20 protein-coding genes are annotated in these 21,457 nt (G+C 71.7%); 9 read left to right on the top strand and 11 right to left on the bottom strand.

Annotated elements, in window-relative coordinates; translation table 11 throughout:
* Positions 1–100: 100 nt before the first annotated feature.
* From bchI to F6X53_RS32220, 7 genes are all read left to right on the top strand, one after another.
* On the top strand, positions 101–1,114 hold the full coding sequence (gene bchI, locus F6X53_RS07520) for a magnesium chelatase ATPase subunit I (RefSeq protein WP_150999341.1): 1,014 nt from the start codon (positions 101–103) through the stop codon (positions 1,112–1,114).
* Positions 1,111–2,925 (top strand): magnesium chelatase subunit D, encoded by a 1,815-nt coding sequence (locus tag F6X53_RS07515; RefSeq protein WP_150999053.1) that lies wholly within the window; start codon positions 1,111–1,113, stop codon positions 2,923–2,925. The genes bchI and F6X53_RS07515 overlap by 4 nt, the downstream gene beginning before the upstream one ends.
* 14 nt (positions 2,926–2,939) lie before the next feature.
* Positions 2,940–3,857, top strand: coding sequence for an alpha/beta fold hydrolase BchO (gene bchO / locus F6X53_RS07510; RefSeq protein WP_150999339.1), 918 nt, complete (start codon positions 2,940–2,942; stop codon positions 3,855–3,857).
* 61 nt (positions 3,858–3,918) lie between these two features.
* Positions 3,919–5,457, top strand: coding sequence for a phytoene desaturase (locus F6X53_RS07505; RefSeq protein ID WP_150999050.1), 1,539 nt, complete (start codon positions 3,919–3,921; stop codon positions 5,455–5,457).
* Positions 5,438–6,529, top strand: coding sequence for a phytoene/squalene synthase family protein (locus tag F6X53_RS07500; RefSeq protein WP_373875954.1), 1,092 nt, complete (start codon positions 5,438–5,440; stop codon positions 6,527–6,529). The genes F6X53_RS07505 and F6X53_RS07500 overlap by 20 nt, the downstream gene beginning before the upstream one ends.
* Positions 6,526–6,687 (top strand): hypothetical protein, encoded by a 162-nt coding sequence (locus tag F6X53_RS32225; RefSeq protein ID WP_191970737.1) that lies wholly within the window; start codon positions 6,526–6,528, stop codon positions 6,685–6,687. Before F6X53_RS07500 ends, F6X53_RS32225 begins: the two co-directional genes overlap by 4 nt.
* Positions 6,684–6,839 carry a hypothetical protein gene (locus tag F6X53_RS32220; protein WP_191970736.1) on the top strand — a complete coding sequence of 52 codons (156 nt, stop codon included), beginning with the start codon at positions 6,684–6,686 and terminating at the stop codon, positions 6,837–6,839. The genes F6X53_RS32225 and F6X53_RS32220 overlap by 4 nt, the downstream gene beginning before the upstream one ends.
* Here F6X53_RS32220 and truB read toward each other — a convergent pair.
* The 10 genes from truB to F6X53_RS07455 all read right to left on the bottom strand — a co-directional run bounded on the left by truB (position 6,830) and on the right by F6X53_RS07455 (position 18,282).
* Positions 6,830–7,861, bottom strand: coding sequence for a tRNA pseudouridine(55) synthase TruB (truB, locus tag F6X53_RS07495; RefSeq protein ID WP_150999044.1), 1,032 nt, complete (start codon positions 7,859–7,861; stop codon positions 6,830–6,832). The genes F6X53_RS32220 and truB overlap by 10 nt on opposite strands.
* 110 nt (positions 7,862–7,971) lie before the next feature.
* Positions 7,972–8,397, bottom strand: coding sequence for a 30S ribosome-binding factor RbfA (gene rbfA / locus F6X53_RS07490; protein ID WP_150999042.1), 426 nt, complete (start codon positions 8,395–8,397; stop codon positions 7,972–7,974).
* Positions 8,398–8,576: 179 nt separating this feature from the next.
* The gene (locus tag F6X53_RS07485; RefSeq protein ID WP_150999039.1) at positions 8,577–9,452 is read right to left on the bottom strand and encodes a hypothetical protein; all 876 of its coding nucleotides are present in this window, start codon (positions 9,450–9,452) and stop codon (positions 8,577–8,579) included.
* Between the two features lie 188 nt (positions 9,453–9,640).
* Positions 9,641–12,577 (bottom strand): translation initiation factor IF-2, encoded by a 2,937-nt coding sequence (gene infB, locus F6X53_RS07480; RefSeq protein WP_150999035.1) that lies wholly within the window; start codon positions 12,575–12,577, stop codon positions 9,641–9,643.
* The gene (locus tag F6X53_RS07475) at positions 12,578–13,387 is read right to left on the bottom strand and encodes an RNA-binding protein (RefSeq protein WP_150999033.1); all 810 of its coding nucleotides are present in this window, start codon (positions 13,385–13,387) and stop codon (positions 12,578–12,580) included.
* A 20-nt stretch (positions 13,388–13,407) separates the two neighbouring features.
* Positions 13,408–15,027 carry a transcription termination factor NusA gene (nusA, locus tag F6X53_RS07470; RefSeq protein WP_150999030.1) on the bottom strand — a complete coding sequence of 540 codons (1,620 nt, stop codon included), beginning with the start codon at positions 15,025–15,027 and terminating at the stop codon, positions 13,408–13,410.
* 90 nt (positions 15,028–15,117) lie between these two features.
* Positions 15,118–15,909: a ribosome maturation factor RimP gene (gene rimP / locus F6X53_RS07465; RefSeq protein ID WP_150999028.1), complete on the bottom strand. Its 792-nt coding sequence runs from the start codon at positions 15,907–15,909 to the stop codon at positions 15,118–15,120.
* A gap of 187 nt (positions 15,910–16,096) precedes the next feature.
* Positions 16,097–16,255 carry a hypothetical protein gene (locus F6X53_RS32215; protein WP_191970735.1) on the bottom strand — a complete coding sequence of 53 codons (159 nt, stop codon included), beginning with the start codon at positions 16,253–16,255 and terminating at the stop codon, positions 16,097–16,099.
* Complete coding sequence (locus tag F6X53_RS07460; RefSeq protein WP_150999025.1) at positions 16,239–16,835, bottom strand: hypothetical protein; 597 nt, start codon at positions 16,833–16,835, stop codon at positions 16,239–16,241. Before F6X53_RS07460 ends, F6X53_RS32215 begins: the two co-directional genes overlap by 17 nt.
* 412 nt (positions 16,836–17,247) lie before the next feature.
* Positions 17,248–18,282, bottom strand: a complete 1,035-nt coding sequence (locus F6X53_RS07455; RefSeq protein ID WP_150999022.1) for an aspartate-semialdehyde dehydrogenase — start codon at positions 18,280–18,282, stop codon at positions 17,248–17,250.
* Positions 18,283–18,664: 382 nt separating this feature from the next.
* On the opposite strand from F6X53_RS07455, the gene F6X53_RS07450 reads away from it, so the two are divergent.
* Together F6X53_RS07450 and F6X53_RS07445 are read left to right on the top strand one after the other, a co-directional pair.
* Entirely contained in the window at positions 18,665–19,570 is a 906-nt protein-coding gene (locus F6X53_RS07450) for a hypothetical protein (RefSeq protein ID WP_191970734.1), read from the top strand.
* A 146-nt stretch (positions 19,571–19,716) separates the two neighbouring features.
* Positions 19,717–20,133 (top strand): hypothetical protein, encoded by a 417-nt coding sequence (locus F6X53_RS07445; RefSeq protein WP_150999020.1) that lies wholly within the window; start codon positions 19,717–19,719, stop codon positions 20,131–20,133.
* A gap of 134 nt (positions 20,134–20,267) precedes the next feature.
* Here F6X53_RS07445 and leuB read toward each other — a convergent pair whose 3' ends face one another.
* Complete coding sequence (gene leuB, locus F6X53_RS07440; RefSeq protein ID WP_150999017.1) at positions 20,268–21,377, bottom strand: 3-isopropylmalate dehydrogenase; 1,110 nt, start codon at positions 21,375–21,377, stop codon at positions 20,268–20,270.
* Positions 21,378–21,457 lie beyond the last annotated feature (80 nt).

Raw genomic sequence — 21,457 nt, 5'->3', positions numbered from 1 at the left:
GAACCCGGATCAACCTCCGTCCCCCGCGCCGGATCCCGGCGCGGCGAGCGAGGCGCCCGCCCGCCGCGGGGCGCCGGCGGCGGAGCCGCGCGCGGGCGGCGTGAGCGTCTTCCCGTTCTCGGCCATCGTGGGCCAGGACGAGATGAAGCAGGCGCTCCTGATCGCGGCGGTGGATCCCAGCGTCGGCGGCGTTCTGGTCTTCGGGGATCGCGGCACCGGTAAATCCACGGCGATCCGGGCACTCGCGGCCCTCCTGCCGCCGATGCGGGCCGTCGCGGGCTGCCCCTATGCCTGCGATCCCGCGAGCTCCGCGGGCGCCTGCCCGCATTGCAGCGGGCAGAGCGCGCCACGGCGCAGCCACCGCGTGCCCGTGCCGGTGGTCGACCTGCCGCTGGGGGCCACCGAGGACCGGGTCGTCGGGGCCCTCGACCTGGAGCGGGCGCTCACCGCCGGCGTCAAGGCCTTCGAGCCGGGCCTGCTCGCCCGGGCGAATCGCGGCTTCCTCTACATCGACGAGGTCAATCTCCTCGAGGACCACCTCGTCGACCTCCTCCTCGACGTCGCGGCCTCCGGGGTGAACACGGTCGAGCGCGAGGGGTTGAGCCTGCGCCACCCGGCCCGCTTCGTCCTCGTGGGCAGCGGCAATCCTGAGGAGGGCGAGCTGCGCCCGCAGCTGCTCGACCGTTTCGGCCTCGCCGTCGAGGTGACGACGCCCACCGAGATCGCGACCCGCATCGCGGTGGTCCGTGGCCGCGACGCTTTCGAGCGCGATCCGGCCGGCTTCGTCGCCGCCCACGCCAAGGCCGAGCGCCACTTGCAGCGGCGGATCCTGGCCGCGCGCGAGCGCCTCGCCCGCGTCGCCGTGCCGGACGCGACGCTCGAAGCCGCCGCCCGGCTCTGCCTCGCCCTCGGCACCGACGGCCTGCGCGGCGAGCTGACGCTGATGCGCACGGCCCGGGCTCTCGCCGCCCTCGACGGCGGCGAGATTGCGGAGATCGATCATCTGCGCCGCATCGCCCCGGCGGCCCTGCGCCATCGCCTGCGCCGCAACCCCCTCGACGAGGCGGGCTCCACCGCCCGCGTGGCCCGCGCCGTGGCCGAGGTGCTGGCGTGACGCTCGGCTCCGATCCGGAGCCCGGCCGCGCCCTCTGGACCGATGCCCTCCGGATCGCGGCGCTGGCCGGGGCCGACCCGCATGGCTGCGGCGGCATCTGGCTCAAGGCCGGCCCCGGCCCGGTCCGCGACGCATTCCTGGCCGCTTTGCAAGCGGCCCTGCCGCCGGGCGCGCCCTCGCGCCGGATGCCCACCGCCATCGCGGATGACCGCCTGCTCGGGGGGCTCGATCTGACGGCGACGCTGGCCGCCGGCCGGCCGGTGGTCCAGCGCGGGCTGATGGCGGAGGCCGATCGCGGCCTCGTCGTGGTGCCGATGGCCGAGCGCCTCGGTGCCGGCACCGCCGCGCGCCTCGCCGCCGCCCTCGATACCGGCGCGGTCGCGGTGGCGCGCGAGGGTCTCGCGACGCAGCTCCCGGCCCGGTTCGGCCTGATCCTCCTCGACGAGGCCGTGGAGGACGAGGCGGCCCCCCGCGCGCTCACCGACCGGCTCGCCTTCCACCTCGACCTCTCGCGCCTCGCTTCGCGCGACCTCGCTCCACGCGACCTTGCCCCGCGCGACCTCTCCCCACCTGTGCCCGCACCGGCCGCCACGGAGCTGCAGCGACCAACTCCGCCGGCATCCGCGGAGGCGGCGGCCACCGCCCTCTGCGCCGCCGCGGAGGCGCTCGGGATCGGCTCGATCCGCGCGCCGATCCTGGCCCTGCGCGTTGCCCGCCTCGCGGCCGGCCTGAGCGGCGACCCGCTCGGCGAGGCGCAGGTGAGCGAGGCCGCGCGCCTCGTCCTGGCACCCCGCGCGACCCGCCTGCCACCGGGCGAGGAGGCTCCGGAGACGGGTCCGGAGGCGGTGCCGGGCGACCCCCGCCCCGGCGATCTCCCGGAGACGCAAGAGACCGGCGATCCGGAGACGGACCGCACGGACGAATCGGGCCGGGCTCTCGAAGAGGTCGTGCTGGAGGCCGCGCGCGCCGCGATCCCGGTCGGGCTCCTGGCTTTCCTCGCCGGCGAGCAGACCCGGTCGCGCTCCGCGCAGGCCGGGCGCGCGGGGGCGGTCGCGGCCTCGACGCGGGCCGGTCGCCCGGCGGGCAGCCGGCCGGGCGATCCGCGCCGGGGCCGGCTTGCCCTGGTCGAGACCCTGCGGGCGGCAGCGCCCTGGCAGCGCCTGCGCGGCGGCGGGGTGAATGATGTCGGCCCCGCGCGCATCCGCGTCAGGCCGGAGGATGTCCGCATCGCGCGCTACCGGCAGCGCACCGAGACCACCACGATCTTCGCGGTCGATGCGTCCGGCTCGGCGGCCCTCGAACGGCTCGCCGAGGCGAAGGGCGCCGTCGAGCTGCTCCTCGCCGAATCCTACGTGCGCCGCGACCGCGTCGCCCTCGTGGCCTTCCGGGGCCGCGGCGCCGATCTGGTGCTCGCCCCGACCCGCTCCCTGGTGCGGGCGAAGCGCGGCCTCGCAGGCCTGCCCGGGGGGGGCGGCACGCCGCTCGCCGCGGGGCTCGACGCCGCGCTCGACATCGCCGAGGCGGTGCGCAGGGGCGGCGGGACCCCGGTCGTCGTCCTCCTCACCGATGGCCGCGCCAACATCGCCCGCTCCGGCGAGGCGGGGCGCGCCCGCGCCGGCGAGGACGCCTTGGCCGCCGCCCGCGCCTTCCGGGCCGCCGGGCAGCGCGCCATCCTGATCGACACCGCGCCGCGCCCGCAGGAAGCCGCCCGCCGGCTTGCCGCCGCCATGGCGGCGCGCTACCTGCCGCTGCCGCAGGCCGATGCGGGCACCCTCAGCGTCGCGGTGCGCGACGCCGGAAGGGCCGCGTGAGCGAGACCGAAGCGATGTTTAGCCGCCCCGAGGATCGCCCGCTCTGGGAGCGCGAGAGCCGCGACTGGCCGAACCGAGCGGCGAGCCGCTTCGTTCAGGCCTCGGGCCTGCGCTGGCATGTTCAGGAGATGGGGCCGCCCGAGGCCCCGGCCATCGTCCTCGTGCACGGGACCGGGGCGGCGACCCATTCCTGGCGCGGGCTGATGCCGCGCCTCGCCGAGCGCTTCCGGGTCGTGGCGCCGGATCTGCCCGGCCACGGCTTCAGCGACCCGCTGCCTCAGGGGCGCCTCTCGCTGCCCGGCATGGCGGCGGCCCTCGGCGAACTCCTGCGCCATCTCGGCTGCGCGCCGCAGGTCGCCATCGGCCACTCGGCGGGCGCCGCGATCCTGGCCCGCCTCGCCCTCGACGGCGGCATCGACCCGCGCCTCCTCGTCTCGATCAACGGCGCGCTCAAGCCCTTCCCGGGCATGGCCGGGATCCTCTTCCCCGGCATGGCCCGGATCCTGTTCCTGAACCCCGTCACCCCGCGCCTGTTCGCGTGGTCGGCCGACACGGCGGCGGTGGAGCGCCTGATCCGCGGCACCGGGTCGAGCCTCGATCGGGCCGGGCTCGACCTCTATCGCCGGCTGTTCCGCAAGACCGGCCACATCGCCGGCGCGCTCGGCATGATGGCGAACTGGCAGCTCGACGCCCTCGACCGCGACCTGCCCAAGCTGTGTGGCCGGGTCCTCCTCATCGTGGGTACCAACGACAAGGCGATCCTCCCCGACACCGCCTTCGCGGTGCGCGACCGCCTGCCGGATGCCCGGGTGGAGACGGTGCGCGGCCTCGGCCACCTCGCGCATGAGGAAGCGCCGGACCGGGTGGCGGGTCTCATTCTGCGCGAGGCCGAGGCGCTCGGCGTGCTGAACCCGGCGGATTCTTCGCGCTAACCCGGCACGGACCGCGAAATCCGCCTTGCCTCGCGGCGGCTCGCAGTCCTAATGTCAGGTTATGTTGACACTGGACGCGTCAATAGAGTTAGACACAGACGCCGGATCGCGGCCGCGCGCCATCGTGATCGGCAGCGGCTTCGGCGGCCTCGCGGCGGCGATCCGACTCGGGGCGCGCGGCTACCAGGTCACCGTGCTGGAGCGGCTGGAGCAACCGGGTGGGCGGGCGCGCGTGCACCGGCAGGACGGTTTCACCTTCGATGCCGGTCCGACCATCGTCACGGCGCCCTTCCTGTTCGAGGAACTCTGGGCGCTGTGCGGCCGCCGGCTGGAGGATGACGTCCACCTCGTGCCGATGCGGCCCTATTACCGGATCCGCTTCGCGGACGGCGCCACCTTCGATTACAGCGGCGACGAGGCCGCGATGCGGGCGGAGGTGGCCCGCTTCTCCCCCGACGACGTCCCCGGCTACGAGCGCTTCATGGCGCGCAGCGAGGCGATCTTCCGCGTCGGCTTCGAGAAGCTCGGCCACGTGCCGTTCTCCTCGATCTCCGACATGCTGCGCATCCTGCCCGATCTCGTGCGCCTGGGCGGGCACCGCAGCGTCTACGACGTGGTGGCGTCGCATATCCGGGACGAGCGCCTGCGCACCATCTTCAGCTTCCATCCCCTGCTGATCGGCGGCAGCCCCTTTCGGGCGAGCGCCATCTACTGCCTCATCGCCTTCCTGGAGCGCCGGTGGGGCGTGCACTTCGCCATGGGGGGGACCGGCCGGCTGGTCGACGGCCTCGTGGATCTCATCCGGGGGCAGGGCGGTGCGGTCCGCTGCGATGCCGAGGTCGAGCGCATCGTCGTCGAGGGCGGCGCGGCGACGGGCGTGGTCCTGCGCGGCGGCGCGCATCTCCCGGCCGAGATCGTGGTCTCGAACGCCGATTCGGCCCACACCTACACGCAACTCCTGCCCGGCGCCGCGCGCCGGCGCTGGAGCGCGCGCCGGGTCGCGCGGGCCAGCTCCTCGATGGGGCTGTTCGTCTGGTATTTCGGCACGCGCCGGAAATACCCGGACGTCGCCCACCACACGATCCTGATGGGGCCGCGCTACCGCGCGCTGATCGACGACATCTTCCGGACGAAGCGGCTCAGCGCGGATTTCAGCCTCTACCTCCACCGGCCGACCGAGACCGACCCGATGCTGGCGCCGCCCGGCTGCGATGCCTTCTACGTGCTGTCGCCGGTCCCGAACCTCGCCGGTGGGCAGGATTGGGCGGCCTGCGCCGAGCCCTATCGGCAGGCGATCGAGCTCGCCCTCTCGGAGAGCGTGCTGCCGGGCCTGTCCGAGAGCCTCGTCACCTCGCGGGTGACGACGCCGCAGGATTTCGCCGACGACTTCCTGAGCTTCCGCGGCTCGGGTTTCGGCCTCGAACCGGTGCTGACGCAATCCGCCTGGTTCCGGCCGCACAATGCCTCGGAGGATGTCCGCAACCTCTTCCTCGTCGGGGCGGGCACGCATCCGGGCGCCGGGCTGCCGGGCGTCCTCTCCTCGGCCAAGGTTCTCGATCGGGTGGTGCCGGATGCACGCGTTGTCGCCAGAACGTCCTGACGCCGCCCCCGGCCTGCACGCCATTCCCGCCGATCACGCCGCCTGCCGGGCCGCGATCCGGGCCGGCTCGCGCAGCTTCCACGCCGCCTCGCTTCTGTTGCCGCCCTCGGTCCGGCAAGCGGCCTACGGGCTCTACGCCTTCTGCCGCTACTCGGACGACGCCGTGGACGATGCGGCGGCCCATACCCGCGCCGGAACGGTCGCCCGGCTCGAAGCCCGCCTCGCCCGAGCCTATGCGGGGGCGCCGGCCGATTCTCCCGCCGACCGGGCGCTCGCCGACATCGTGTCGGCCCACGCGATTCCGCGGGCGCTGCCTGCCGCCCTCCTGGAAGGGCTCGCCTGGGACGCGGAGGGGCGCCGCTACGAGACCCTGTCCGACCTGCGGGCCTACGCGGCGCGCGTGGCGGCGTCGGTCGGCGCCATGATGACGCTGATCATGGGCGTGCGCGATCCCGCCGTGCTGGCGCGGGCCTGCGATCTCGGCGTGGCGATGCAGCTCACCAATATCGCCCGCGACGTCGGCGAGGATGCCCGCGCGGGCCGCCTCTACCTGCCGCTCGCCTGGCTGCGGGCGGAGGGCATCGATCCGGAGGCCTTCCTGGCCGCGCCCGAAGCCTCGCCGGCCCTGGCACGCCTCGTCGCCCGGCTGCTCGGCGTCGCGGACGGGCTCTATGCCCGGTCCGAGGCCGGGATCTCGGGCCTGCCCCTGGCCTGCCGGCCGGCGATCCGGGCCGCACGCCTGATCTACGCGGAGATCGGCCGGGAACTGGAACGGGGCGGTCTCGATCCGGTCGCCCGGCGCGCCCGCGTGTCGGGATCGCGCAAGGCGTTGCTGCTGCTTCGCGCGGCGGCGCCCCGCCCGGCCCTGGCCGGGCCGTCGGGTCCGGCCCTGCGCGAGACCCGCTTCCTGGTGGAGGCGGTCGCGGATCACGGCGGGATGCGGCGCCCGGCCTGGTGGGACATCGCCGGCCAGGCGGTCCGGGTCCTCGACATGATCGAGGTGCTGCGGGAGCGCGAGAGCCTGGGCCACGCGGCCCTGGCGCGCGAATCGCTCGGCCACGAAGCCTCGTGACCGACCCGCTCTTCGCCTTCCTGGATATCGGCCTCGTCTTCGCGCTCGCCCTCGGCCTCGCGATCTGGCAGCTCGTGGTGCTCAAGCGCGGCCTGCGGCGCGACCGCGCGGCGGCGCAGGCCGCCGAGGAACGAGGGCGCGACGGCGGCCCGCCGTGATCGCCTCGACCGCCCTCGAACTCCTGCTCATCGGCCTCGCGGCCTGGCAGCTCGTGGTGGTCCGCCGCAGCATCCGGGCCGACCGGGAGAAGGCCGAGCGGGCGCCAAACGCGCCCGGGCGGGCGCCGGACGCGCCCGGGCCTCAGGCCTGACGGCCGCCGGCGGTTCCGCCGAGATGGAAGACCCGGTGGGGCACCAGCTCGCCGCGCTCCACGTCGCCGACCGCCACCAGGATGCCGCCGCAGGTCGCGAAGATCTTGCCCTCCACGGGCGCGTCGCGCCCGCGCAGGATCACGGGCTGGCCCCGCATCAGCCGCAGGGCCATGTCGCGGGAGATCGCCACCGACGGGATCGCGTCGAGGGCGGTCTCGACCGGGCGCAGATGCGGCAGGTTGCCATCCGGGCCCGCCGCCTCGAGGGCCGTGACGTTGCAGGAATCGGCCTCGACGAAAGGCCCGACGCGGGTGCGCCGCAGGGCCGAGACGTGGCCGTAGCAGCCGAGCATCCGGCCGAGGTCGCGGGCGAGCGCCCGCACATAGGTGCCCTTGCCGCACTCGGCCGCGATCACGGTGCGCTCGGGCGTGTGCTCGACGACCGAGAGGTGGTCGATCTGGACCAGGCGGGCCTGCAACTCCACCACCTCGCCGTCGCGGGCGAGGTCGTAGGCGCGCTCGCCCGCGATCTTGATGGCGGAGAAGCGCGGCGGCACCTGCTCGATGGAGCCGACGAAGTTCGGAAGAGCGGCCTCCACCGCCGCGCGCTCCGGCCGTGCCTCGCTCGTGGCGACGGGGCGCCCCTCGGCGTCGTCGGTGTCGGTCTCGATGCCCCAGGTGACGCTGAACAGGTAGGCCTTGCGGCCATCCATCACGAAGGGAACGGTCTTGGTCGCCTCGCCGAGCGCGATCGGCAGGATGCCCGAAGCCAGCGGGTCGAGGGTGCCGGCATGGCCCGCCTTCTTGGCGTTGAAGGCGCGCTTGACCACTGCCACGGCGTGGGTCGAGGTCATGCCGACGCCCTTGTCGAGGATCACCCAGCCGCTGACGTCGCGCTTCTTCGGCCGGTCGGGGCGGGGACCGCCACGGGGCTGGCGCCGGGCCTCCGGCGGCCTGCGGTCGCCGCCGCGCGGCATCTCGGCCAGGGGCGGGTTTTGCTCGGTCGGCGGAAGGTCGTTCATGGAATCCTCGGTCGATCACGGAACGGCCGCGCGGAACCGGGGCTCGCCGCCACCGTCCCGCGCCCGTTCGGCACGTCAAAAAGGGTTGTGGTTCGTCCGGCCGCCCGGGATCAATGCCCGGGCTCGTCCTCGGGTTCGGTGCCGGGCGCGCTGTCGAGGTCGCGCTGCACCCGCTCGCTGCGCAGGAGCGCGTCGATCCGGGCCGCCTCGTCGAAGGTCTCGTCGCGGCGGAAGCGCAGCTCGGGCGCGTATTTGAGGTTCACCCGCCGGGCGACCTCCTGCCGCAGGATCTTCCGGTTGCGCTCCAGCGCCGCGATCACCGGCGCCTCGTCCTGGCCGCCGAGCGGCATGATGTAGGCCGTGGCGAGCTTGAGGTCGGGCGACATGCGGACCTCCGGCACGGTGATGACATGCGCGCTGAGCACCGGGTCCTGGATGTCGCCGCGCTGAAGCACCTCCGCGATGGCGTGGCGGATCAGCTCGGCCACGCGCTGCTGGCGCTGCGTCGGTCCGGTTGGGGTCTGTCTCTGGGCCATGAACGGTTCTGATCGTCTTGTCGGAACGGCCGGATGGCGGCCGGTCTCCCGTCCGCCCGTCTCGGGGCGAGAGGGGGAAGGGGGGGCCGCCAGCCAGGCGCGCTGGTACGGAGCAACGATGCGCCGCCGTACGGAGACGGAAGCCGGCAGGACCGAAGCGGATCTCGAAGGCGCCTCTCTTAGCGCAAATACTCGTTCTGGATATAGGCCTGTTGCGCACGTTTCGCGGTGGCCGGGTTGCGGGACGGGTGGTCGTGAAGATGCGCGGCGAACATCCGGTCGATCCACTGGGCGTTCTTGAAGATGCGCTTGGAGCGCAGCAGGTTGAAGGGCGCGATCTTGCGCAGGGCGTGGGCGGCGTTGAACTCCGCGACCGCCAGGAGTTCGCCGTTCCACGGGTTGCAGCCATCCATGCCGACATCGTCGAGATAGATCGGCACGATGGGCAGGTACTGATCGGGCACGCCGTCGAGCACGGGCAGGGTCCGCACGGTGGAGGAATAATAGTCGACATCCACCGAGACGAAGCCGATCGGCGCCTCCGGGCCGACGCTCGCGAGATAGCCCGGGATCGTGTCGGCGACGTCCCCGATGAGCAGGCGGCAGCGCCCCGGCAGCGACCGGCGCAGGGCCTCGAAATCCATCGGGTAATCGCCCTCCTGGAAATATTCCGGCAGGTCGCGATGGTCCACGGCCGGCGGCATGCCGGTGCCGGTGTCGAAGCCGACGACCTCGATGGCGATGCCGGTGGCGGCCTCCGTGCGGGCGGCGAGCTCGCACATGTTGAGGAGGCCCGCCCCCGTGGCGACGCCGAATTCGAGCACGGCGATCCGCTTGAGGCCGAGCGCCCGGGCGGATTCGGCGGCGAACAGGATCGGGAAGGCGTATTGCTGGCGCACCACGAGGTCGAAGGCGACCTTGGCCGGATAGCTGCCGAACAGGGCGACGCCCGCCGAGATCAGGTTCAGGTGGAGGGGCTCGGTCAGCCGCTCGACGAAGATCTTGCGGTACTTCCCGTCCGTCAGGGCCCGGCGCAGGGCGTAGGATTGCAACATCGAGGGCTCTGCCGCGGCTGAGGAGGGTTCGTTGCTCCGCACACTAGAGCGGCGCGGCGCATCCGTCCGTCAGGGGCAGGGCGAAACCCCGGGGAAACTTGCCCGCAATCTTAACCGGCCGCGCGAACGAAGAAGGGCCGCAGCGCGGCTGCGGCCCTTTTTTTCGAAACGCCTCCGTCGCGGACCCGTCAGAGGGTGCGGCGGATCTCCTCGACGCGGTAGCACTCGATCACGTCGCCGGCGCGCATGTTCTCGAAATGCTCGAAGGCCATGCCGCATTCCTGGCCGGAGGTGACTTCCTTCGCGTCGTCCTTGAAGCGCTTGAGCGTCTTCAACTTGCCCTCGTGGATCACGACGTTGTCGCGGATCAGGCGGACATGGGCGCCACGCTCGACGATGCCGTCGGTGACGCGGCAACCCGCGACCTTGCCGACCTTCGAGACCTCGAAGACCTCCTGGATGAGGGCTTCGCCCAGGCGCTCCTCGCGGAGCGTCGGGGGCAGCATCCCGGACATCGTCGACTTAATGTCGTCCACGAGGTCGTAGATGATGTTGTAGTAGCGGATCTCGGTGCCGGCCCGGTCGGCGGCCTCGCGCGCTTCCTTGTGGGCGCGCACGTTGAAGCCGATGACGACGGCCTTCGAGGCCTGCGACAGGGTGATGTCGGACTCGGTGATGCCGCCGACGCCCGCCAGCAGGATGCGGGCCGAGACCTCGTCGTTGCCGAGCTTCTCCAGCGCACCCGAGATGGCCTCGACCGAGCCCTGCACGTCCGCCTTGATGATGACGGGCAGTTCCTTGCGGCCGGCGCCTTCCTTGAGGTCGCGCATCATGTCCACGAGCGAGCGGTTGGCACCGCCCGTGCGGGCATTCTGGCGCTCGCGCTTGGTGCGGGCACGGTACTCGGTGACCTCGCGGGCCCGGGCCTCGTTCGGCACCACGATGACGCGGTCGCCGGCATCCGGGGTGCCGTTGAAGCCGAGAATCTCCACCGGCACAGAGGGGCCGGCATACTGGATGTTCTCGCCCTGGTCGTCGATGAGGGCGCGCACGCGGCCCCACTCGGCGCCCGCCACGACGATGTCGCCGGTGAACAGGGTGCCGCGCTGGACCAGCACGGTCGCCACCGGGCCACGGCCGCGGTCGAGCTTGGCCTCGATGACCGTGCCCTCGCCGTCGCGCTTCTCATTGGCGCGCAGGTTCATGATCTCGGCCTGAAGCTGCAGGCCCTCGAGCAGGTCCGGCAGACCGTCGCCGGTCTTGGCGGAGACCTCGAATTCCAGGGTCTCGCCGCCCATCGACTCAACCTGGATGTCGTGCTGCAGCAGCTCGGTGCGAACCCGCTGCGGATTGGCATCCGGCTTGTCGATCTTGTTGATCGCGATGATCATCGGGACATGCGCCGCCTTGGCGTGCTGAATCGCCTCGACGGTCTGGGGCATGACGCCGTCATCGGCCGCCACCACGATCACCACGATGTCCGTCACCTTGGCGCCGCGGGCGCGCATGGAGGTGAAGGCCGCGTGGCCGGGGGTGTCGATGAAGGTGACGAGATCGCCCGAGGGCGCCGCCACCTGGTAGGCGCCGATATGCTGGGTGATGCCGCCGGCCTCGCCCGAGACCACGTTTTCCTTGCGGATCGCGTCGAGGAGCGAGGTCTTGCCGTGGTCGACATGGCCCATGATGGTGACGACCGGGGGCCGGGGATCGAGATCCTCGTCCAGATCCGGCTCGTCGGAGGTCAGGCCCTCCTCGACGTCGGACTCGGCGACGCGGCGAACGGTGTGGCCCATCTCCTCGGCGATGAGCTGCGCCGAATCCGAGTCGATGACGTCGGTGATCTTGTGGATCTCGCCCTGCTTCATCAGCAGGCGGATGACGTCCACGGCCCGCTCCGACATGCGGTTGGCGAGTTCCTGGATGGTGATCGTCTCCGGGATCGTCACCTCGCGGGACAGCTTCTCCTTCTGCTCCGCCTGCCGGTGCCCGCTCATGCGCTGCTGGCGGCGGCGGAAGGAGGCGACGGAGCGCGTGCGCTCATCCTCGCCCGAGGTGGCGTTCGCGATGGTGAGGCGGCCGCGGTTGCGGTCACCGCCCGGCGATTTCGGGGTCTTGGGCGGCGTGATGATCTTGAGCGGCATGCCGGGCCGCCGGATCACCCGCTTGGTCTCGCTCTCCTCCTCGGCCGCGGTGGCGGTGGAGCGCCCGGCCGGGCGCGCGGCTCCGGCGGCGCCCGCCGGACGGGCGGCCGTGGCCGCGCTCGGGGCCTTCTCGGGCTCCGGCGCCGGAGTGGGCTTGGCCATGAAGCTGAGGTCGCGCGGCTTGCGCACGTCCGCCGTGATGGTCTTGCGCGGCTCGCCGGTCGGCGGGCGCGGGGTCAGCGGCGGGCGGGGCGCGGCGGTGGCCGGTCGCGCCGCGGCGGCGGGAGCCGGGCGGGCGGGGGCCGCCGGGCGAGCCGGTGCGGCGGGACGCGGCGCGGCGGGCGCCGCCGTCTGGGCGACAGCAGGCTGGGCCGCGGGGGCCGCGGCCTGAGCCGGGGCGGGCGCAGCCGCATTCACGGGGGCGACGGCCGGCGCGGCGGTGGCCTCGGCGCGCTCGGCATCGGCGCGGCGGCGGGCTTCCTCGGCCGCGTGGCGGCGGTGCTCGTCCTCCTGGCGGCGGCGGGCCTCCTCGTCGCGCTTGCGGGCCTCGGCGGCCTCGCGCTCACGCTGCTCCGCAAGCTCGCGCTCGCGGCGCTGGCGCACCTCGTCCTCGGCCTGGCGGCGAATCTCCTGCTCGCGGCGCTGAGCATCCGCGAGGGCGGCGGCGCGGGCGCCCTGCTCCTGCTCGCTCAGGGTGCGCAGCACCACGCCGGAGGACGAGCGCTGCGTCGGCGCCGGCCGGGCGGGCGCCGACGGCGCTGCCGGGGCGGGCCGCGCCGCGGCGGGCGCCGCCTCGCGGGGCGGCGGCGTGCCGGGGGTGGCACCGATGACACGGCGCTTCACCGTCTCGACCACGACCTGCTTGGAGCGGCCATGGGAGAAGCTCTGGCGCACGGTGCCCTGCTCGATCGGACGCTTCAAGGACAGCGGCTTCGAGGGTCCCTTCGCCAGAGTCTTGTCGCCCGGATTGTTCGTATCGCTCATTCAGCCCAAACCCTGAGGGTTTCCATCGTCCCGTGAACCGGCAACCTGCGGGGTGCCGGTCAGATCCGTCACATCGTCATCAAGCAGAGGGGAGACGGTCTCGCCATCGCGGGCGGGTCCGGGCTCCTCAGTCGTCGCGGCAACGCCCTGGAAGGAGCGGTACCGACGCCAGCGGGACAGGCAGCCGGCAGCCCCGACTCCTGCGACGAGCGCAGCGTGTATCACATGATCCCGACCCAAGGCCATGTCCAATTCTTCATTGGACAGGTCGTCGATGATCGGTACGCGGGATATGGCATCGCCATGGCGCCGGTGCAATGCCGCGACGATCTTTCGGCGCCCATCGGGGCTCCCGTCGGCCGCCTGGATCACCGCCGCGACGCCGGTGCGGTCGCCGATCGCGGCCTCCACCTTGGCGAATCCCGCGACCACGCACCCGGCCTTGTTGGCGAGCGCCAGCCCCTGGCGCAGGTCGTCGCGCAGGCCCGCGGCGACCCGCTCCGGGAGATCCGCCTCGGCCGCCGCGTCCTTGGTCTTGAAGGCCCGCTGGAAGAGCCGCTTCCTCACCGCCTCCGCGACGGCCTCGCGGCTCGCCGTGATCCAGGCGCCCCGGCCGGGGAGCCGTGCGCGCAGATCGGTCACCACGCGGCCGTCCGGCCCGAGCACGAAGCGGACCATGTTGGCCGGCGGCTGCGCCCTGCGGGTGACGATGCAGGTGCGCTCCGCCCCGTGGCGGCCGCTCAAGGGGCCGGCATCGAGGGGAACGCCCTCCGCCGGCCCCTCGGCCGTCCCTGTGCCCGCTCGGCTCATGGCGATGCCGGTCCCCGTGCTCAGCCCGCCCGGGTCTCGGTCTCGGCCTCGGTCTCGGCTTCCTCGCCCTCGGGCGCCTCCGGCTCCGGCAGCGCCTCGATCCAGCCGGCCTTGAGGCGGGCGGCCATGATCATGGCCTCGGCCTCGGCGCGGGACATCTCGAACCCGTCGAGATAGCCCGCGTGGCGCACGGCGTCGGGGCCACGCCCCTCCGTGTAGCCGACGAGGTCATCGGTGGCGCAGCCGGCGAGATCCTCGACCGACTTCACGTCGTTCTCGCCGAGCGCCACCAGCATCGGGGTGGTGATGCCCTCGATCTCGCGGAGTTCGTCGGCGACGCCCAGCTCCTGGCGGCGCGAATCGTATTCCTGCTCGACGCGGGCGAGGTGGTCCTGGGCGCGGGCCTGGATCTCGGTGCCGGTCTCCTCGTCGAGGCCCTGGATGCCGGAGAGCTCCTGCGGCTCGACGAAGGCGATCTCCTCCACCGAGCGGAAGCCTTCCGCCGCCAGCAGCTGGCCGACGGTCTCGTCGACGTCCAGCGCCTCCATGAAGACCTGCGTCCGCTCGGCGAACTCCTTCTGGCGCCGCTCGGATTCCTCGGCCTCGGTCAGGATGTCGATGTCCCAGCCCGTGAGCTGCGAGGCCAGGCGCACGTTCTGGCCGCGGCGGCCGATGGCCAGCGAGAGCTGGTCGTCGGGCACCACCACCTCGATGCGGTCGGCCTCCTCGTCGAGCACCACCTTCACGACTTCCGCCGGCTGCAGCGCGTTCACGATGAAGGTCGCCTGGTCCTCGGACCACGGGATGATGTCGATCTTCTCGCCCTGCAGCTCGCCGACGACCGCCTGGACGCGCGAGCCCCGCATGCCGACGCAGGCGCCGACCGGATCGATGCTGCCGTCGCGGGAGATCACCGCGATCTTGGCGCGCGAGCCCGGATCGCGGGCCACCGCCTTCACCTCGACGATGCCGTCGTAGATCTCGGGCACTTCCTGGCCGAAGAGCTTGGACATGAATTGCGGGTGCGAGCGCGACAGGAAGATCTGCGGCCCCCGCACCTCGCGGCGCACGTCGAACAGGTAGGAGCGGATGCGGTCGCCGGGGCGGAAGGTCTCGCGCGGGATCATCTCGTCGCGCCGCACGATGCCCTCGCCGCGGCCGAGATCGACGATGACGTTGCCGTACTCGACGCGCTTGACGAGGCCGTTCACGACCTCGCCGATGCGGTCCTTGTACTCGTCATATTGCCGGTCGCGCTCGGCGTCGCGGACCTTCTGGACGATGACCTGCTTGGCCGATTGCGCGGCGACGCGGCCGAAATCGAAGGGCGGCAGGGTGTCGGAGATGACGTCGCCGACCTGGGCCGCCGGATTGTAGCGCCGGGCCTGGTCGAGGGTGATCTCGCGGGCGTCGTTCTCGACGAGGTCGACCACCAGCAGGTGGCGCGACAGGCGCAGCGCGCCGGTCTTCGAATCGATCTCGGCATGCACGTCGGTCTCGGCGCCGTAGCGCGAGCGGGCGGCCTTGGCGATCGCCTCCTCCATCGCGTCGATCACGATGGAGCGGTCGATCACCTTCTCGCGGGCCACCGCGTCGGCGATCTGCAGGAGTTCGAGCCTGTTGGCACTGACGACGGCCATCGGTTTCGGTCCTTCTCTTCGTCTCGCAAGGGGTGTTGCGATGGAATCTTCGTGGCGCGGCGCCGGGATCGGGCGCCCCGCGCCGGGGGCCTAGTGGAGCTTTCCGGTTTCCTTGAGCCGGACGGACTTCGTCACGACCGGCTTGTCCTTGTCCTTCACGGGCCGATCCTTGGCGGGCCGGTCTTTCACGGCCTTGTCCTTGGGGGGCTTCGTCTGCTTCGCCTTGCCGGGCCGGCTCGCCTTCTTGGGGCGTGCCGGCGGGGCGGCGGGGCGTGGGGCGTCGTCCGCGATCGCGTCCGCATCGCGATCCTCCTCGTCCTCGCCGTCCTGCGGCGGGGCGGAGCCGCGCCGGAGCGATTCGCGCACGAGTTCGTCCGTCAGCACGAGATGCGCCTCGGCGAGGTCGCGCAGCGGCACGGCGATGCGGCTCGGCAGGCCCTCCTTCACGTCGGGCAGGTCGACCGGCACCGTGGCGCCGTCCGGGCTCGGGGTTCCGATGAGGCCGCGGAAGCGCTTGCGCCCGTCGAGCGGCACCGCCAGTTCCAGCTTGGCCTCGTGCCCGGCCCAGCGGGCGAAATCCGAGACCCGCACCAGCGGCCGGTCGATGCCGGGGGAGGAGACTTCGAGGTAATAGGCCGTGCCCACCGGATCGTCGAGATCGAGGATCGGCGAGATCGCCCGGCTCACCACCTCGCAATCCTCCACCGTCATGGTGCCGTCCGGCCGCTCGGCCATGATCTGCACCGTGCAGCCATTGGCGCTCGACACCTTCACCCGCACGAGCTGATAGCCGAGCCCCTCGATCGGAGCCTCGACGACCCGCGCGACGCGCGCCGCGACGCCGTTCTCGGTGACCAGACGTTTCTCGGAGGGCTCCGCCATGCTGCGCTCAAGGGTCCGACAGGTGGGTTCGGTCGGTTCCGGCCATCGGGCGTCGCGGCAATAAAAAAGAGCGGACCCGGTGGGGCCCACTCCCGAACCGCAGCCTCACGACTGCAACCAGAACTGTTGAACCCGCATATACGCCGAAACGCCGCGAATTCAAGACAATTTCGTCGCGGCCGGCCGATCAGCCGGCCGGACGGGGCCCGGGCCCGAGGCCCGGCGCGCCGGCTTCCTCGAAGGGGAAGGGCGATGGCTGCCAGTGCGGCTCGATGGCCGTGCCGCGGACGTTCTCGGCCTCCCAGCGGTGGAGAAGCCGCGCGAGCGCGTCACGATCGTCGGCCATGAGCGGCTCGCCGAGTTCGCAGAGCCGGTCGTAGGTCCGCTGATGATAGGGCGATACGGTTCTGCCCCTGACATACTGATCGGCATGGGGGAGCCAGTGGGCGCGGGCCGCCTTCGAACTCCCCGAGCGCGATCGACGTGACGGCGTGCCAATCGTAGCCATAGCAGATCATCCCATGCTCGCTGCCACGGATGTACTCGACCGAAGCTCGCGCTGAAGCCAGGGAACGCATCAGGGGCAGAACTTCGGATTCGACGCAGTTTCGGAATGCTTGTTTTAACGCCGGATCCTCCCAGACCCAGAGCTTGTACTGACCGGGATTAGGCTCATAATTGGGCCTGTAGAGGAGCGCGTCGAAGTGCCCTGAGTAGCGCACCGGTCGGTAATCCGGCGCATAGATGCTCTCCATACCCCATTGGACCAAAAAATATGTCTTGCAACGACGCCGTTCGATCACGAGCGTCAGCGCCACATGACGTATGGAAAAGTGCCAGATCACAAAATCCTGGATGGCCTGAAGCTCTCCTCCTGGCTCTATTATTCCTTTAATCAGACTTTTAAATTGCCGTTTGGTTGTCATCGATCTTCAGATCCTCATAGTGGGATTTCACTGAATGACGATCATCCGGTTTTGCCTGCAAATTCACGGAAAGAGGTTGCCATCAGAGGCGAGGCCCGCCAGCGCGTGGTGGATCCGGCCGATCTGCGGCTCGTGCATTACGTCGCGCCATTGCGCACTTCTGCGTTCACTCTCTGTTCTTGTTCAGTGAACATTCCTAGGTCTGTTGTCATATCAACTGCGCGTGATTCAGTTCCAGATCTGGGCGATCCCGTCGGGATGGCGGATTTGGGCCTCGCTCAGGCGCCGCGCGGGCTTGCCGGGGCGGCCGCTTTGATCAAACGGTGCCGGTCTCGGGATCCGCCCATGAAAAACGCCGCCCCGCGGAGCGGGACGGCGCTGACAGGACCGGGAGGGGGACGCGTGGGCCGCGTCAGGCCGCCTGCTTCGCCTTGGTGAGGAGCTTGCGGTTGATCAGCACCTCGGCGATCTGCACGGCGTTGAGCGCCGCACCCTTGCGCAGGTTGTCCGAGACGCACCAGAACGAGAGGCCGTTGTCGATCGTCGAATCGGCCCGGATCCGGGACACGTAGGTGGCATCCTCGCCCGCCGCCTCGTGGGGCGTGATGTAGCCGCCGTTCTCGCGCTTATCGACCACCATCACGCCCGGCGCCGAGCGCAGGATCGCGGTGGCCTCCTCGGGCGAGATCGGACGCTCGAACTCGACATTGACCGCCTCGGCATGCCCGATGAAGACCGGCACGCGCACGGCGGTGGCCGTGAGCTTGATCTTCGGGTCGAGCATCTTCTTGGTCTCGGCGACCATCTTCCACTCTTCCTTCGTGGAGCCATCCTCCATGAACACGTCGATATGCGGGATGACGTTGAAGGCGATCCGCTTGGTGAACTTCTCGACCTTCACCTCGCCCGCCGTGAAGACGGAGCGGGTCTGGTTGAACAGCTCGTCCATGGCGTCCTTGCCGGCGCCGGAGACGGATTGGTAGGTCGCCACCACGACGCGCCGGATCGTCGCCGCCTCGTGCAGCGGCTTGAGGGCCACCACGAGCTGCGCCGTCGAGCAATTGGGGTTGGCGATGATGTTCTTCTTGGAGAAGCCCACGACCGCGTCGGCATTCACCTCGGGCACGATCAGCGGCACGTCCGGGTCGTAGCGGAAGGCCGAGGAATTATCGATCACGACGCAGCCCTGGGCGCCGATGCGGGGCGACCATTCCTTGGAGGTCTCGCCGCCGGCCGACATCAGGCAGAGGTCCGTATCGGAGAAATCGTAGGTGTCGAGGGCTTTGACCTTCAGGATCTTGTCGCCGAAGGAGACGTCCTGCCCCTGCGAGCGGCGCGAGGCGAGCGCCACGACCTCGTCGGCCGGGAAGGCCCGTTCGGCCAGGATGTCCAGAATCTCGCGGCCCACATTGCCCGTGGCACCGACGACGGCGACCTTGTAACCCATCTCTCCGACTCCGCTTGGATCCCATGCCCGGGCGGCGCGCGCGCATCCGCGCCCTTGCTCGCATCCCGGGGCCTTCGGGCGAAGCTCCACACGGATTGGGTGTGGGCGGCCCGCCGCTGACGGCCTCTCGACCCCCGAACCGGGGGAGCCTTCCGACCCGCAGGCGACACGACGCAGGTGGGTCCTCCGGCGCGCGGGAGCAAGACGCCCCGTGTTCCCGCCTGTCAAGCCCCGGCCAGAGACTCCGGACGGCTAAGATTCGGTTTACCGAGACCCGAGAAAGCCCCGCCTTCCGCCCGCGGCCTCAACCGGTTGGGGAGGGACGGGGGCCATCGTGGCCGGCGACCGGAGGGGCCTCCCCTCGCCAGCCACCGCAGGAACGATGCAGCGAGACCGCAGAGAACCGCGCTTCGAGACCACCCGGCCGATCCACGATCCGGTCGCGGATCCCCACGACCGGCCGACGGGTCACGCGGGCCCGGCGCCGCGCCGCGCCGGGCTGCGCCCGGCCCGGATGGCCACCCGCATGGTCTGCGCCGCCGCCGTCATCGCGGGACTCAGCCTGGTGGCGCGCGAATCCTTGCGGGGGCCTGCGCCAGTCCCAGCGCCCGAGGCGCCGCTGGCCGTCGCCTACGTGCCGATCTCGGCGCTTCCGGTGCGTCCGGCCGTGCCGGTCGCGGCCGGCGGCCCGCGCTTCCGCCTGAGCGAGGCCGGGGCGATCGACCCCGTCCGGGCCGAGCCCGCCCGGTACAACCCGGCAACGGGCCTGCGCGAGGATGCCTTGAGCCGGGGGGATTTCTCCGCCATCGAGGCCGCGCATCTGCGCCTGACGATCACCGAGGGCGTCGGGGCGGAGCCGAATCCGAGCCTGTTCGTGGCGATCGCGCGCCGCGCCGCCGACGGGCCCGGCCTGTCGGTCACCCGCACGGGGGAGCGCGGCCGGATCGCGACCAAATTCGGCGCGATGGAGACCCTGGAGGCGACGCTCGTCGGGGCCGGCAGCCGCATCTGCACCGGCTTCGCGAGCCTCGAATCCGCGCCGGTGCGGATCGAGGGCTGGCTCTGCGCGCCCCTCGGCCAGCCGCCCGAACCCCGCGCCCTCGTCTGCGCCCTCGACGGACTCGGCCTCGACGGGCCCGCCGATCCCGCGACCGAGGCGGTGTTCCGCGAGGCGGAGGCCCGGCGCGATCCTGGCTGCCGCCCCGCCTCGAAGCAGGTCTCCGCCCCCGACCCGGCGGTTCAGACCGGCTCGCTCGGGCCGACGCGGCGGGCGCACACGAAGAAATGAGGCACAATTGCGGCAAAACGTACAAGCTGTGCCGTATAGGGGAACCACAGCCCAGCTGGCACGTCTACCCCGCAGACACGACCGGGATACCGAAGAATCTTAATCAGTCGGTGCCAGCCTCATCCCCGCTTTCAACAAGGTGCCTCATGCGCTCGCTCAAGATTGCCCTGATGGGTGCCATCGCTCTGGCCGGTTTCGGCCTCAGCACCGCCGCCGATGCCCAGGGCCGCTACGCGCCCGGCGGGTATTACCGCGTCAGCGGCCCGCTGCCGATCCGCATCCGTCCGCGCAGCTGGCTCGATGCCGGCAACGTGGTTGAGCCCGGCAGCACGGTCGCGGGCCTCGGCAACCCCGCCACCAACCCGCAATTGATCGCGGCCTCCGGCCTGCTGAACCCGCCCTATGGCCGCAACGACCGCTTCGGCTCCGGCATCCTGCCCGACCCGATCACCAACGGCCCGTTCATCGGCGCGCGCTCCTCGGCGATCCGCAACGTCGATCTCTCGGGCTTCGACGCGATCGACCCGACCTCCTACGTCTCGCGCTACGGCAACCCGTACTGAGGCGCGGCCCATCGGAATTGAGAAGGGGCGCCCGCGGGCGCCCCTTTTTCGTTTCAGCGCATCCGCGCTCGTTTTCCGTTTCAGCGCATCCGCGCCCTTTTCTCGTTTCAGCGCATCCGCGCCATTTTCTCGTTTCAGCGCATCCGCGCCCTGAGGGCGGAGACCACCGCCTCGCCCATGCCGGCCGTGCCCAGGACCTTGGCGCCGTCGCCCGCGATGTCCTTGGTGCGGGCGCCCCCCGCCAGCGCGTCCGTGATGGCGCCGTCCAGGAGGTCGGCGGCCTCGCCGAGCCCGAACGAGTATCGCAAAGCCATCGCGAGCGAGCCGATCATGGCCAGCGGGTTGGCGAGGTCCTGGCCCGCGATGTCGGGGGCCGAGCCGTGGACGGGCTCGTAGAGCGCCTTGCGGGTGCCCCGCGCGTCGACGGCCCCGAGGGAGGCCGAGGGCAGCATCCCGAGGGAGCCGGTCAGCATCGCGGCCACGTCCGAGAGCACGTCGCCGAAGAGGTTGTCGGTCACCAGGACGTCGAACTGCTTCGGGCGCCGCACCAGCTGCATGGCGCAATTGTCGGCGAGCACGTGCTCCAGCGCGACATCGGCATAATGCGCGGCATGGACCTGCGTGACGACCTCCTTCCAGAGGACGCCGGACTTCATCACGTTGTTCTTCTCGGCCGAGGCCACCCGGCCGGAGCGCTTGCGCGCGAGGTCGAAGGCCACGTGGGCGATCCGCTCGATCTCGCCCGTGGTGTAGACCTGCGTGTCGACGGCCCGCTTGCTGCCGTCCGGCAGGGTGGTGATCTCCTTCGGCTCGCCGAAATAGACGCCGCCCGTGAGCTCGCGCACGATCATGATGTCGAGCCCCTCGACGAGCTCGCGCTTGAGGGCCGAGGCCTCGGCGAGCGCCGGGTAGCAGATCGCCGGGCGCAGATTCGCGAACAGGCCGAGATCCTTGCGCAGGCGCAGCAGGCCCGCCTCGGGGCGGATGTCGTAGGCGACGCCGTTCCATTTCGGCCCGCCGACCGCGCCGAGCAGGATCGCGTCGGCCGCATCCGCCCGCGCCAGGGTCGCGTCGGCGAGCGGCTTGCCGTGCGCGTCGATGGCCGCGCCGCCGACGAGGTCGGTCTCGGTCTCGAAGGTGGCGATCCCGGTCTCGGCGAGGACGCCGATCACCGTCTGCACCTGCCCCATCACCTCGGGGCCGATCCCGTCGCCGGGCAGTAGCAGGAGCTTGTAGGTGGGCATGGCGGAACTCGCTCAGGGTTGAGACGCGCCGCTCTATCGGCGGCGTCGGGGTGTTGGCAAGCGGCGATCCAGCGACCGAA

Origin of the sequence: Methylobacterium soli (assembly GCF_008806385.1) — a bacterium.
Taxonomy (GTDB): Bacteria; Pseudomonadota; Alphaproteobacteria; order Rhizobiales; family Beijerinckiaceae; genus Methylobacterium; species Methylobacterium soli.
The sequence above is the reverse complement of the archived record's forward strand: the minus strand, read 5'-3'. Positions and strand labels throughout refer to the sequence as shown.